Genomic DNA, 12,958 nt, shown 5'->3' with positions numbered 1-12,958 from the left:
CCTGCACGCGGGCCATAAGCGCTGGGTAGGGTCCGTGCTTGCCGGAGTACGCGGCCCGGTCGGGGCCCTGACGACAAGCGAGTGAACATGATCCAAGGGGGAGCGCGGGGCTTTCGCCGCCCGGCTCTGATCGCGGTCGTGACGGTGCTGGCCCTCGGGCTGAGCGCTTGCAGCGACAAGGGAAGCTCGACCGGTCAGCAAGGCAGCCAGCCGGGCGCCGGTGACGTCGCCGGCCTGCCGATCACGCATTTCGAGAGCGGGCTCAAGCCGAACGCGCCGAAACCGGACCTGCAGGTCCGCAACGAGGACGGCTCCGAAGACGACCAGCTGGCCATCGCCGCGATCGCCGACTCGCAGGCCTACTGGACCGAGGTCATGCCGCGCGATTTCGGGCAGCCGTACGAGCCGCTGAAGTCGCTGCTGTCCTACAGCGCGAAGACCGACGACGAAGAGACCGAATGCGGGAGCGTCAAGAAGCTCGTCAACGCGTTCTACTGCCCGCCGGGTGACCTGGTGGCGTGGGACCGCGGCGTGCTGCTGCCGATGCTGCGCGAGCGGTTCGGGAAGATGGCGGGCGCCGTCGTGCTGTCGCACGAACTCGGGCACGCCGTGCAGTACCGGCTCGCCGAGAAGGCGGGCATCAAGAAGAACACCCCGTCGATCGTCAAGGAACAGCAGGCCGACTGCTTCGCCGGCGGCTACTTCCGCTGGGTCGCCGAGGACAAGAGCAAGTACTACCGGGTCTCCACGTCCGAAGGCCTCAACCAGGTCATGGCGTCGCTGTTCCTGATCCGCGACCAGGCGGGCACCAGCGCGACCAAACAGGGCGCGCACGGCACGGCGTTCGACCGCACGTACGCGTTCCAGGTCGGGTTCGAGAAGGGCCCGAAGGAATGCGCCGCGATGAACGAGGACAACATCAAGGCGCGGATCACCGAGCGCCCGTTCGACAAGGGTGACAAGGGCAAGGGCGACGAGAAGCTCGACGCCGAGATCATCGGGATCCTGAAGAAGAGCCTCGACGAGGCCTTCAAGGGCGCGGGCGTGCCCGGCCCGGAGATCACCGAGGACGGCAACGGCAGCTGCCCCGGCGGCCCCAGCACCCCGCCCGCGTCGTACTGCCCGTCGAACAACACCGTCAGCATCGACATGGCCAAGCTGCGGGAACTCGCCCAGCCGGTCGACCAGCAGGCGGAATGGGAAAGCGGGCACAGCGAGGGCAAGGGCGACTTCGCCGCGTTCTCGGAGATCGCGTCCCGGTACGCGATGGGCATCCAGAAGGGTGTCGGCGCGTCGATCGACAACGCGAACGCGGGACTGCGCACCGCCTGCCTGGTCGGCGCGTGGGCGAAGGCCAGCACCGTGCCCGGTGCGACGCTGCGGCTTTCGGCCGGTGACCTCGACGAGGCCATCTCGGACCTGCTGAGCCCGGAGAGCCTGGTCTCGGCCGACGTCAACGGCAAGCGCGTGGACAACGGTTTCGAGCGGCTCGAGGCCCTGCGGAAGGGCTACCTGGAGAGCTCGTCCGTCTGCTCGACCCAGTACGGCTGATCGGGCTGAACGGTCCGGTCATCGCTCCCTGAAGTGCCATGAAAGGTCCTTTCCTTGCAAAATTTGCAAGGAAAGGACCTTTCATGGCGTTCGGGAGTCGCGGAAGCTCAGTAGAGCGCGCTCGCCAGATCCCGGCGCGCCTTCATGACGCGCTCGTCCGCCGAGTCGAACAGTTCGAACAGCGCCACCAGGTGTTCCCGCACCTTGTTGCGCTCGTCGCCCGCCGTACGCCGCACGGCGTCGATCAGCCTCGCGAAGCCCGCCTCGGGCTGCTGCCCGGCGACCTCGAGGTCGGCGGCGGCGAGCTGGGCGTCGAGGTCGGCCGGGTCGGCGTCGGCCTTCGCGATCGCGTCCGGGCCGGCGGCCTCGGCGCGTGCGGTGAACTTGACCTGCGCGAGCGCGGTCTTGGCCTCTTCGTTCGCCGGTTCGACGTCCAGGATGCGCTCGTAGGCCGCCTGCGCCGCGGCGAAGTCACCGCGTTCGAAGGCCTCCTCCGCCTCGGTGAACCGCGGGTCCTCCGGCACCTCGACACCGCCGCCGTTCTCCTCGGCGGCCTTGATACCGGGCAGCCGGTCGCGCAGCGCGTCGAGCAGCGAACCGAGCCACTTGCGGATCTCGGGTTCGGGCAGGGCACCGGAGAACGCGTCAACCGGCTGGCCGCCACCGATGGCGATGACCGTCGGGATCGACTGCGCGCCGAAGAGCTGCGCGATACGCGGGTTGGCGTCGACGTCCACCTTCGCGAGCACCCAGGCGCCACCGGACTCGGCGGCGAGGCGCTCCAGCACCGGGCTGAGCTGCTTGCACGGGCCGCACCATTCGGCCCACAGGTCGACGACCACCAGCTGCTGCAGGGAGCGCTCGACGACCTCGGTCTGGAAGGTCGCCTCGGTGACGTCGATCACGGCACCACCCGCGGCGGGGGCGGCACCGTCCGCCGGACGAGGTGGGGCAGGAGGCTGTTTCTGGGGCGCTTCGGCACGCGCCTTGAGCGCGGAAAGGTCGACCGCGCCGGAAAGCGCGGCGGACAGGGCCGCCGTCTTCGATGCTGATCCGCGTGGGTGTGTCACGGGTTCCATCCTGGCACGCATCCCCGAGCGTTTCACCGCATGCCCCCGGCTGCCCGCTTGGCAGGACGCCGGTGTTCCGGCAGGCTCGCCACGAGGGGGTGATCGACATTCCGACACGCAGGACGGCCACCGTGGCCATCGCGATCGCCATCGCCGTCACGTGGGTGAGCGTCATCACGGTCCTGATCGCCCATCAGCCCGACCCCGGTGTCGCCAGTCCCGGGCAGCTCCGGGAAGGCCTCACCGCCGCACTCAACGAGCACGACGTCGAGGCCCTCTCGGAACTCATCGACTACCCGCCCGCGTCGGCGGGTGACTTCGCCAAGTCCTATATCGACACGCTGGCCGGCCGCGGCGCCCACGACGTCACGGTGAAGTTCGCGCCGGACGATCTCGCGCCGACCTCGGCCACCGTCAGCGGGAAGCTCGGCGACGGCCGCTCCTTCGGCTATCCGGTGGCCGTCGCGGTCAAGGACAAGCTGTGGCTGGTCTCGTTCACCCCGCCACTCCCCTGACTCAGTCGCTCAGGTGCTTCTCGACGCGCTCCACCTTCGCGGTCAGCTGGCCTTCGTAGCCGGGACGGATATCGGCCTTGAGCACCAGCCCGACCCGTGACGATCCCTCGCCCGCGGCCTCGACGGCCCGCTTGACGACGTCCATCACCTCGTCCCACGAGCCCTCGATGTTCGTGAACATCGCGTTGGTGGAATTGGGCAAGCCGGACTCGCGGACCACTTTCACCGCGCGGGCGACCGCCTCGCTGACACCGCCGTCCTCCTCGGCCGCGGACGGGCTGACACTGAAGGCCACGATCATCTTTCGCTCCTCATTCAGACGGTTTTTCCACGCATAACACCCGGTGGTGCGGCATGGCACGGGTACCCGCTGGTAACTTCGAGCGCCATGAGCCGTCCGTTGCCGTTCGACCCGATCGCCCGCGCGGCGCAGCTGTGGGAAGCCCGTATCGGGCCTTCCGAAACCATGGCCGCGGTGACCGGGATCATGCGCGTGCAACAGATCATCCAGTCCGCGGTGGACGGCGCGCTCAAACCCCACGGGCTGACCTTCGCCCGGTACGAGGCACTGGTCCTGCTGACCTTCGCCCGCGCGTCCCATCTGCCGATGCGCGTGATGGGCGAGCGGCTGCAGCTGCACCCGACGAGCGTCACCAACATCGTCGACCGGCTGGAGAAGGACGGCTTGGTCAAACGCGTGCCGCATCCGACCGACCGCCGGACCACGCTGGTCGAGATCACCGACGAAGGCCGCGCACGCCGCGAAGAGGCCACGAAGGCGGTCACCGAGATCGACTTCGGCTTGACCGGGCTCACCGGCAAGCAGACCGAGCAGCTGACCGACCTGCTCACGAAGGTCCGCAAGGCCACCGGCGACTTCACCGAATAACCCCGGAAGTACGTGAAGGCCCCCTTCACTCGGCTGAGCCGAGTGAAGGGGGCCTTCACGCGCTAAAGAATCAGACGGCGGCGGGTTCCGCGGACTTGGCCGCGAACAGGCCGACACCACCGTGCGACAGCCGCTGCGGGCCGTCGAGCTTGCCGTTGCGCAGCGCCCAGGACTCGAACAGCCAGGTGAACAGCGGCGGGATGCTGGAGAGCAGCGCGAGGATCAGGGTCTTCGGACGCCAGCCGAGCGGCTTCGCCACGGACAGGGAGACCAGCACGTAGAGGACGAACACGACGCCGTGCACCATGCCGAGGACGGGGACGCCGCCCTCGCCGAGCTTGACGGCGTACTTGAGGAACATCCCGACCAGCAGCCCGGCCCAGGAGAGGGCTTCGGCTACCGCGGCCACGCGGAATACTAGAGCGGCCTTGCTGGACACTTTCTCCTCCTGTGGGGTCTCACCACTATGCGTGCACACATGACTACGTCCGACGAGCACTGTCCAAGGCGGACTCGCCAAGAACGTCAACAGCACTGTCGGACGTGGTAATACCAGTGTGAGGCGTGACGGCCCTCACCGGAACACCGGGGGTCGTGATGCTGCTCACGACCCCCGGTGAGAACCGGTCTAAACCACTCGGATCACCCGGCGCAGGGCGATTTCGGCGCACCTTCCGGGCCGGTCGCCCAGGTGGCCTTGGCCACATCCCCGGTGAGCTCGAAGTCCAAAGTGGTCCCGCGCGTCAACTGTTCCAACCCGACATACGCCCGCTGCGAACCGGATCCCAGTCCCTGGACGTACTTGAGCTTCGCCCCGTCGGCGCCGTCGGCCTTGATCGTGATGTCACGACCGTTCTCCAAGTGCACCACGGACTTCTCGAACCGCGGCGCGTTCAGGAGGAACTGCCCGGTTCCCGGCACCGCCGGATAGAGCCCCAGCGCACTGAAGACGTACCACGCGGACATGGTCCCGAGGTCGTCGTTGCCGGTGACCCCGTTGGGCGCGTTGGTGAACAACGTGTGCGCCGCGCGGACGACGGCCGAGGTCTTCCACGGCTGCCCGGTCAGCGTGTACATCCAGGGCGAGTGCAGATCCGGCTCGTTGTTCGGGTTGTAGCGGAACTGGTTGTAGTAGTTGTACGGGCCGACGACCCATTCCTCGCGCACGGTCTTCGCCGGGTCCTTGACCAGATCCCCGTAGGCGAAGAAGTCGTCGAGCCGCTTGCCGACGTTCTCCTTGCCGCCCATCCGCTCGACGAGGCCGGGCACGTCCTGCTGCGTCAGCCACTGGTACTGCCACGACGTGCCCTCGTGGAACCCGTCCGGGCTCTGCGGGGTGTACGGCTTGTCCGCCGGGCTGAACCAGTCCCCACCGGTCACCTTGGGGCGGTAGAAACCGGTGAAGCCGCGATCGCTGACCGAAGAATCCCACAGGGTGCGATAACTGCGACCCTTGTCCGCCAAGGCCTTCGCGTCGTCCTTCTTGCCGAGACCGGCGGCCATGATGGACAGCGAGCAGTCCGCGAGCGCGTATTCCAACGTGGCCGAAGCGCCGTGGTTCGGGTCGGTGTCCTGCCCCTTCTTCGGGAAGTCCTTGTCGTACTGGACGAATCCGTCCTTCTGGTAGCTCGCGTTGCCCGAGCGGCCCTGGAACGGCGAGGACGCGGGCGGGATCTCCCGCGAGTTCTGCAGAAGTGCCTGGTACGCCTTGAGCTCCTGCCCGGACAGCGCGCCGAAACGCCACAGGTCGACCAGGAACGGGGTGACCGGATCGCCGGTCATCGTGTTCGTCTCCTGGTTCGCGTACGCCCAGCGCGGCAGCCAGCCACCCTGGTCGTGGATGGCGAGCACCGACTTCGCGACGTCCTTCGCCCGCGACGGCCGCAGGAGCGCGAGCAGCTGGTTCTGCGTGCGATAGGTGTCCCATAACGAGAAGAACTCGTAATACGTCCAGCCCAGCGCGCGGTGGATCTTGTCGTCGAACCCGCGGTAACGGCCGTCGGCGTCGTTGCCGGTCAACGGTTGCAGCAGCGCGTGGTACAGCGAGGTGTAGAACACCGTGCGGTCGTCCTTCGTACCGCCCTTGATGTCCACTGAGGACAGTTCCTTGCGCCAGGCGCGCTGGGCACCGTCGCGGACCGCGTCGAACGAACGACCCTTCTCCGAGGCCAGGTTGAGCTTGGCGCCGGAAGCGTCCACATGGGAGATCGCCGTCGTCGCGGTGACCTGCCCGCCACCGAAGGTCAGCCACGCGCCGCGCAGCCCTTCACCACCGGCGGACTCCTTCGAGCCCGGCGTGCCGCCCGTCGGCGACCAGGTGCCGAAGGACTTGAACGGCTTGTCGAACGTCGTGGTGAACCAGGTCTTGTACGGCTTCCCACCGCAGAACGCCTGCGACTCGACCATTCCCTCGACCGTCCGGTCGCCGACGACGCGGATCTGGCTCGCCGTCACCGGTTCCTTGTCGTTGGCCTGCCCGACGTTGACGAAAACGTTCGCGTCGCCCGATTTCGCGAAGGTGTACCGCTCGACACCGGTCCGCGTGGTCGCGGTGGTCTCCGCGTCGACGCCGCCGTAACCGGTGAGCCGCACCTTGTAGTAGCCGGGTTTCCCGACCTCGCCCTCGTGCGTGTACGGCGAGGCGTACTTCTTGTGGTCGAACGTCTCGGGTTTCGCGGTGTCGAACGCCGCGCCGGGCCCGACCGCGCCGGTGGTGGGCAGGGTCGACACGAGGCCGCCCTGCTCCCAGCAGCCCGCCCCGGACAGGAAGAAATGCCCGAAGCCGCGGATCGCGGTGTCGTCGTAGCGGTAGCCGGCGTAATGCGACGAGATCGGGCTGACCTGCGTCATCCCGAACGGGGCCGAAGCGCCGGGGAAGGTGTTGCCGTCGTCCTTGGTGCCGATGAAGGTGTTGACCGCGTCCACAGGGTCGCCACCGGGCGCCGCCGCCGCGACGGGCGTGAGAAGCCCGGCGGGAACGACCAGCGCGGTGAGCAACCCGGCGACGCGGGTCGAAGTGCGTGCAGGCATGGGAAAGGCCGCCTCCTGACAACGTTGTCGCTGCCTGCTCACCTTCGACAAGAACAGACCACCTGGTCAAGAGGTCCGCCAAACCCTGTCCGATTCAGGACAGCGACCCGGACGGCCGTAACGGTTCGAACTCGGAAAGCGGACCCAGGACGAACCGGGCATTGACACGGCGGCGTCGCTGGCGTTCAATTCCGGCCACTATGACAACGTTGTCTTCCAGCGGACCGGACAACGGCCACCGCACAACCGGCCGACGGGCCACGATGAGTGACGTGGCCCGGCTCGCGGGCGTGAGCATCAAGACCGTCTCGCGGGTGGTGAACGACGAGCCCGCCGTCCATCCGGACACCGCGGAGCGCGTCATGGCGGCGATCGAGCAGCTCGGGTTCCGGCGCAACCTCGGCGCGCGGAACCTGCGGCGCGGCTCGACGACCGGGACGATCGGCCTGATCGTCGAAGACGTCGGCAACCCCTTCTACTCCGAGCTCAACCGGGCGGTGGAACGTATCGCGACCTCGTTCGGCCGCCAGGTGCTGACCGGGTCGTCGGAGGAGAACTCCGACCGCGAACGCGAACTCGTCCTGGAGTTCTGCTCCCGCCGGGTGGACGGCATCCTCGTCGTGCCCGCCGGGATGCAGCACGGCTATCTGGTCCCCGAGATGCGCGCCGGCACGCCCGTGGTGTTCCTCGACCGGCCCGCCGGCGACATCATGGCCGACACGGTGCTGGTCGACAACATCGGCGGCACCGTCGAAGCGGTCGCCCACCTCGCGAAACACGGCCATCGCCGGATCGCGTTCCTCGCCGACAGTCCCGACATCTTCACCGCGGGCGAGCGCCTGCGCGGATTCCGGGAAGGCTGCGTGCGCAACGGGATCCCCTTCGACGACAGCCTCGTCGTGATGCGGACGCCGACCGCCGAGAGCGTCGGCGACGCCGTGAAACGGCTGCTCACCGGCGCGAATCCGGCCACCGCCGTGGTCGCGGGCAACAACCGGGTCGCCGTGCACCTGCTGCGCGCGCTGGCCCACGCGGAGCGGCGTCCCGCGATGATCAGCTTCGACGACTTCGAACTGGCGGATCTGCTGGATCCGCCGGTCTCCGTGATCGCGCACGACGTGAGCGCGCTGGGCCGGGCGGCCGCGGAACTGCTGTTCGCCCGGGTACAGGGAGATCAATCCGCACCGAGAAAGGTAGTTCTGCCCGTGCATCTCGTAGCCCGCGGTTCCGGGGAGGTCGCGCCTTCATGAGCGGTCACCTCGAACCGATCCGCCTGCCGGCGAACCAGCCGCCGCAGTTCTACCGCGGCGGCGACGCCATCGCGGCGTTGCGGGGCGCCCCGTCGGAGTCCAAATTCGGGCCCGAAGACTGGGTCGGCTCGGCCACCACGATGTTCGGCCAGGAGACCAACGGCCTGACCAAGCTGCCCGGCGGGGTCTGGCTGCGCGACGCCGTCCGCGAGAACCCGGCCGCCTGGCTCGGCGCCAAGCACGTCGAGGCGCTCGGCGACTCGACCGGTCTGCTGGTGAAACTGCTCGACGCGGGCCAGCGCCTGCCCGTGCACTTCCACCCGTCGGACTCGTTCGCGAAGCGGCATTTCGACTCGCACTTCGGCAAGACCGAGGCGTGGATCGTGGTCGGCACCTACGGCGACGACCCGCGCGTCTATCCCGGCTTCAAGGAGACCGTCGACAAAGCGACGGTCAACGAATGGGCCCGCACCCAGGACGCGCCCGCCATGCTCGAGGCGCTGAACAGTGTCGCGGTCACGCCCGGCGACACGGTCTACATCCCGGCGGGCCTGCCGCACGCGATCGGCGAAGGCGTGTTCGTCGTCGAACTCCAGCAGCCGACCGACTTCTCGCTCACCCTGGAATGGCGCGACTTCCTGGCGAACCCGGAGAAGGCGCACCTCGGCATCGGCTTCGAGACCGCCATCGAAACCCTGGACACCACAGGCTGGGACGAAGAACGGCTCGGCTCGATCGTCAAGCGGACCGCCGGCGATGAAGCGTCCACTGTGGACCTGCTCGCCGACGGCAGTGACGCGTTCTTCCGCGCCGACCAGCTCCGTCCGGCTGTTTCGGGTAGGGCGACAACGTTGTCACTCGATCCGTCGTTCGCGGTACTGGTCGTCATGGACGGTGCGGGCACGCTCCGCACCGAACACGGCGGCGAGTACGCGCTACGGAAGGGCGAGACGTACGTGGTCCCGCACGACGCCGGTCAATCCACTGTGGAGGGTGATCTCACGGTCATCCGCTGCCGTCCGCCGGCACCCGAGAAGAGGGAGCGATCGTGAGCGAACTCCTGCTCGACGCACAGAACCTCGTCAAACGCTACGGCTCGGTGGAAGCCCTGCGCGGCGCGTCCTTCCAGGCCCGCGCCGGTGAGGTCACCGCACTGATCGGCGACAACGGCGCCGGGAAGTCCACTTTGGTCAAATGCCTGTCCGGCGCGGAACAGCCGACGTCCGGCAGCATCCTGCTCGACGGATCCGCGGTGGTGCTCGACTCCCCCACCACGGCACGGCGGATGGGCATCGAGACGGTGTACCAGGACCTCGCGGTCGCCCCGGAACTCGACCCGGCCGCGAACCTGTTCCTCGGCAGGGAGATCCATCGCAAGGGGATCCTCGGCAAGCTCGGGATGCTGGACAAGAAGGAGATGAAACGCCAGGCCGTGGAGGAGTTCCAGCGGCTCGGCGTGACCCTGCAGAGCACCGACGTCCCCATCGGCTCGCTTTCGGGTGGGCAGCGGCAAAGTGTCGCCGTCGCGCGTTCGGTCGTCTGGGCGTCGAAGGTCGTGTTCATGGACGAGCCGACGGCCGCGCTCGGCGTCGTGCAGCGCGAACGCGTGCTCGACGTGATCAAGAAGGTGCGGGACAAGGGCATCGCCGTCGTGCTGATCAGCCACAACATGCCCGAGGTGCTGTCGGTGGCCGACCGGATCGAGGTGCTGCGGCTCGGCAAACGCGTCGCCCGGTTCACCGGCGACGGCACGAAACTGGAAGACCTGGTCGCCGCGATGACGGGCGCCCTCGTACAAGAGGAGGCGGCGTGACCGTGTCCACTCCGACGAAGAACGGCTCCGAGATCCAGACCTCTGTGGACGGTGGCTTCGGCAAACGTTCGATCGGGCAACGGCTCATCGGGGCCAACACGTTCTGGATCGCGCTGGTGCTGCTGGCGCTGATCATCGTGTTCACCGCGATCGCGCCCGCCGAGTTCGCGACGCTGTTCACCTTCCAGACCCTGCTCATCGAAACTTCGGTGCTGCTGGTGCTCTCGGTCGGCATGACGTTCGTGATCATCACCTCCGGAATCGACCTCTCGGTCGGCTCGGTGCTGATCTTCGCGGGCATGGTGGCCGGCAAGACGATGGAGGCGCTGAGCCCGGACGGCGACGCGACGAAGGCCGGTTGGGGCGTCATCACCGCCGGGCTCGTGGCGGCCGTCGTCGCGGGCACGATCTGGGGCCTGATCAACGGTTTCCTGATCGCGGTGGCGAACATCCCGCCGCTGATCGTCACGCTCGGCACGATGGGTGCCGCGCTCGGCGCCGCGTACCTGCTGAACAACGGGTCCGACGTGCGCAGCGTGCCGACCGAGCTCAACAAGACGCTCGGCTACGGGACGTCGTTCGGCGGCGTGCCGAACCTGGTGCTGGTGGCCGTGGTGATCACGCTGATCGGCGCCTGGTTGTTGCACACCACCAAATTCGGCCGCTACACCTACGCCGTCGGCTCGAACGCCGAGGGCGCGCGGCGGGCGGGCATCGGGGTGACCGCGCACCTGCTGAAGGTGTACACGCTCACCGGTTTCCTCGCCGGTGTCGCCGGTTTCCTCTCGCTGGCGTACTACGCGTCGACGACGATTTCGGCGCACACCACCGACAACCTCAACGCCATCGCCGCCACGGTGATGGGCGGGACGAGTCTCTTCGGCGGTGTCGGTTCGGTGCTGGGCACGGTGATCGGCGTGTTCATCCCGGCCGTGCTGAAGAAGGGCTTCAACATCACGCAGGTCCAGGACTTCTGGCAGATGATCGCGGTCGGCGCGGTGCTGATCGCCGCGGTCTGGTTCGACCAGCGGCGCCGTCGTCGCCGCAATTCTCGCTGATCCCTACGCACAAAGAGGTGCAATCCCCATGAAGAAGACCCTGCTCGTGACCGGTGCCGCCCTGTCCGCGGCCCTCCTGCTGAGCGCCTGCGGCGGTGGCACCGTCGGCGAGGCGCCGTCGGGCGACTCCGGCGCCAAGACCAACAACAAGAAGCTGTCGCTCATCCCGGGCGTGCAGGCCGAGCCGTTCTACATCTCGATGCAGTGCGGCGCCGAGGCCGAGGCCAAGAAGGCGGGCTACGAGCTCACCACGCAGGCCCCGCAGAAGTTCGACGCGGCCATGCAGACCCAGCTCGTCAACGCGCTGGGCTCCAACCCGCCCGCCGCGCTGCTCATCGCGCCGACCGACGCCCAGGCGATGCTCGCGCCGATCCAGCAGGTCAAGGGCCGCGGCTCGAAGATCATCGAGGTCGACACCGCGCTGAAGGACACCAGCGTGGCCGAGTCGTCGATCTCGTCGGACAACGCCGAGGGCGGCAAGCTCGCCGCGAAGACCATGGCGGAACTGGCCGCGGGCAAGACCGGTTCGGTGCTGGTGCTCGACACCATCGCCGGCACGTCGACCACGAACACCCGCGCGAAGGGTTTCGAGGACGAGCTGAAGAACTACCCGAACCTGAAGTCGGCGGGGGTGCAGTTCACCCAGAACGAGCCCGACCAGGCCGCGTCCAAGGTGACCGCCGCGCTGGCGTCCACCCCGGACCTGATCGGCATCTTCGCGACCAACCTCAACACCGGTGAGGGCGCCGCGACCGGTCTGCGGAACGCGGGCAAGGTCGGCGCGGTCAACCTGATCGGTTTCGACGCCTCGCCGTCGGAGATCGAGGGCCTGAAGAAGGGCGAGTACCAGGGCCTCATCGCGCAGGACCCGGCCGCCATCGGGCAGCAGGGCGTGCAGCAGGCCATCGCGGCGCTGGAGGGCAAGCCGGTGACGCGGAACCTGACCGCTTCGCTGCACTCGATCACCAAGGCGAACATGGACGCGAACGCCCAGTACTTCTACAAGCAGAGCTGCTGACGCGCTTTGGTAATGCCATGAAAGGTCCTTTCCTTGCAAATTTTGCAAGGAAAGGACCTTTCATAGCGTTCGGGACCGGCTCACTCGGCGAACTCGACCAGCTTCCTTCGCGTGAGATGAAGGGGCCTTTCATAGCGAAAGTTGCGATGAAAGGCCCCTTCATCTCACGTGGTCGAGGGGCTGGATGTCATGAAAGGGTCGTTCAGGACGAAAAACGTCCTGAACGACCCTTTCATGACATCCAGGGCGCGCTCACTCGGCGAACTCGACCACCCCAGCGGGCGCGAAGCGCGTGAGAGCCGCGTACAGCCGAGCGCCCCCACCAAGGTGACCCAGCGCGTACGCATACTCGCCGTCCTCAAGCAACACTTCGGGCCCCGAGCCGGTCCAGTCGAGCCGGTAGTGCCACCAGTGCATCCACCGCCCCACCCGCCGCTTCTCCCGGTACACCCGCAGCCGGGTCACCTCGGTCCACCGGACCTCGAACACGCCCGGCACCGAAAACCCCACAGCAGAAATCACCAACGAACTAGCCGACTTCCGCAGAGCGAGCAGGATCAGCCCCGCGAAAGCCACGCTGAGCAGGCTGAACACCACCCCGGAAACCGAGCCGGAGGACAACGCCAGTACGACGGCCACCAGGCCGCCGACGCCGAACACCACGAAACCGACCATCGCGACCCGCCGCATCACGACGTCCAGGCGCACCATCACCGCATCACCGGGGACCATGCCCGGAGCGTAACCGGCGAAACCACGCACCG

General features: G+C 67.8%; 13 protein-coding genes. 8 read left to right on the top strand and 5 right to left on the bottom strand.

Annotation, left to right across the window (positions count from 1 at the left end):
• Nucleotides 1-81 precede the first annotated feature (81 nt).
• Nucleotides 82-1,551 carry a neutral zinc metallopeptidase gene (locus AJAP_RS07685; protein ID WP_083650089.1) on the top strand — a complete coding sequence of 490 codons (1,470 nt, stop codon included), beginning with the start codon at nt 82-84 and terminating at the stop codon, nt 1,549-1,551.
• 107 nt (nt 1,552-1,658) lie between these two features.
• Here the strand turns inward: AJAP_RS07685 and AJAP_RS07680 are convergent, their stop codons facing one another.
• Nucleotides 1,659-2,621 carry a tetratricopeptide repeat protein gene (locus tag AJAP_RS07680; RefSeq protein WP_038522617.1) on the bottom strand — a complete coding sequence of 321 codons (963 nt, stop codon included), beginning with the start codon at nt 2,619-2,621 and terminating at the stop codon, nt 1,659-1,661.
• 98 nt (nt 2,622-2,719) lie between these two features.
• On the opposite strand from AJAP_RS07680, the gene AJAP_RS07675 reads away from it, so the two are divergent.
• Nucleotides 2,720-3,136 (top strand): hypothetical protein, encoded by a 417-nt coding sequence (locus AJAP_RS07675; RefSeq protein ID WP_038509240.1) that lies wholly within the window; start codon nt 2,720-2,722, stop codon nt 3,134-3,136.
• A 1-nt stretch (nt 3,137) separates the two neighbouring features.
• Here AJAP_RS07675 and AJAP_RS07670 read toward each other — a convergent pair whose 3' ends face one another.
• Nucleotides 3,138-3,437, bottom strand: a complete 300-nt coding sequence (locus tag AJAP_RS07670) for a thiamine-binding protein (RefSeq protein ID WP_016336630.1) — start codon at nt 3,435-3,437, stop codon at nt 3,138-3,140.
• Nucleotides 3,438-3,524: 87 nt separating this feature from the next.
• On the opposite strand from AJAP_RS07670, the gene AJAP_RS07665 reads away from it, so the two are divergent.
• The gene (locus AJAP_RS07665) at nt 3,525-4,025 is read left to right on the top strand and encodes a MarR family winged helix-turn-helix transcriptional regulator (protein WP_037341773.1); all 501 of its coding nucleotides are present in this window, start codon (nt 3,525-3,527) and stop codon (nt 4,023-4,025) included.
• 70 nt (nt 4,026-4,095) lie between these two features.
• Here the strand turns inward: AJAP_RS07665 and AJAP_RS07660 are convergent, their stop codons facing one another.
• Both AJAP_RS07660 and AJAP_RS07655 read right to left on the bottom strand, forming a co-directional pair.
• Nucleotides 4,096-4,464, bottom strand: a complete 369-nt coding sequence (locus tag AJAP_RS07660) for a DUF3817 domain-containing protein (RefSeq protein WP_037341771.1) — start codon at nt 4,462-4,464, stop codon at nt 4,096-4,098.
• Between the two features lie 203 nt (nt 4,465-4,667).
• Entirely contained in the window at nt 4,668-7,055 is a 2,388-nt protein-coding gene (locus tag AJAP_RS07655; protein WP_038509239.1) for a GH92 family glycosyl hydrolase, read from the bottom strand.
• 263 nt (nt 7,056-7,318) lie between these two features.
• Between AJAP_RS07655 and AJAP_RS07650 the strand changes: the two genes are divergently transcribed.
• Genes AJAP_RS07650 through AJAP_RS07630 form a run of 5 tightly spaced genes read left to right on the top strand, consistent with a single transcriptional unit; the run spans nt 7,319 to nt 12,194 of the window.
• Nucleotides 7,319-8,305: a LacI family DNA-binding transcriptional regulator gene (locus AJAP_RS07650; RefSeq protein WP_038509238.1), complete on the top strand. Its 987-nt coding sequence runs from the start codon at nt 7,319-7,321 to the stop codon at nt 8,303-8,305.
• The gene (locus tag AJAP_RS07645) at nt 8,302-9,357 is read left to right on the top strand and encodes a class I mannose-6-phosphate isomerase (RefSeq protein ID WP_038509237.1); all 1,056 of its coding nucleotides are present in this window, start codon (nt 8,302-8,304) and stop codon (nt 9,355-9,357) included. The genes AJAP_RS07650 and AJAP_RS07645 overlap by 4 nt, the downstream gene beginning before the upstream one ends.
• A complete protein-coding gene (locus tag AJAP_RS07640) occupies nt 9,354-10,118 on the top strand; it encodes an ATP-binding cassette domain-containing protein (protein ID WP_038509236.1) in 765 nt (254 codons plus the stop codon). The genes AJAP_RS07645 and AJAP_RS07640 overlap by 4 nt, the downstream gene beginning before the upstream one ends.
• Nucleotides 10,115-11,176 (top strand): ABC transporter permease, encoded by a 1,062-nt coding sequence (locus AJAP_RS07635; RefSeq protein ID WP_038509235.1) that lies wholly within the window; start codon nt 10,115-10,117, stop codon nt 11,174-11,176. Before AJAP_RS07640 ends, AJAP_RS07635 begins: the two co-directional genes overlap by 4 nt.
• Before the next feature lie 28 nt (nt 11,177-11,204).
• Complete coding sequence (locus AJAP_RS07630; protein WP_038509234.1) at nt 11,205-12,194, top strand: ABC transporter substrate-binding protein; 990 nt, start codon at nt 11,205-11,207, stop codon at nt 12,192-12,194.
• A 252-nt stretch (nt 12,195-12,446) separates the two neighbouring features.
• Here AJAP_RS07630 and AJAP_RS07625 read toward each other — a convergent pair whose 3' ends face one another.
• The gene (locus AJAP_RS07625) at nt 12,447-12,926 is read right to left on the bottom strand and encodes a hypothetical protein (protein WP_228694890.1); all 480 of its coding nucleotides are present in this window, start codon (nt 12,924-12,926) and stop codon (nt 12,447-12,449) included.
• Between the last annotated feature and the right edge of the window lie 32 nt (nt 12,927-12,958).

It is taken from the genome of Amycolatopsis japonica, from assembly GCF_000732925.1.
In the GTDB taxonomy this organism is placed as follows: Bacteria; Actinomycetota; Actinomycetes; order Mycobacteriales; family Pseudonocardiaceae; genus Amycolatopsis; species Amycolatopsis japonica.
Note: the sequence above shows the minus strand (reverse complement) of the source record. Positions and strands in the feature narration are given on the sequence as shown.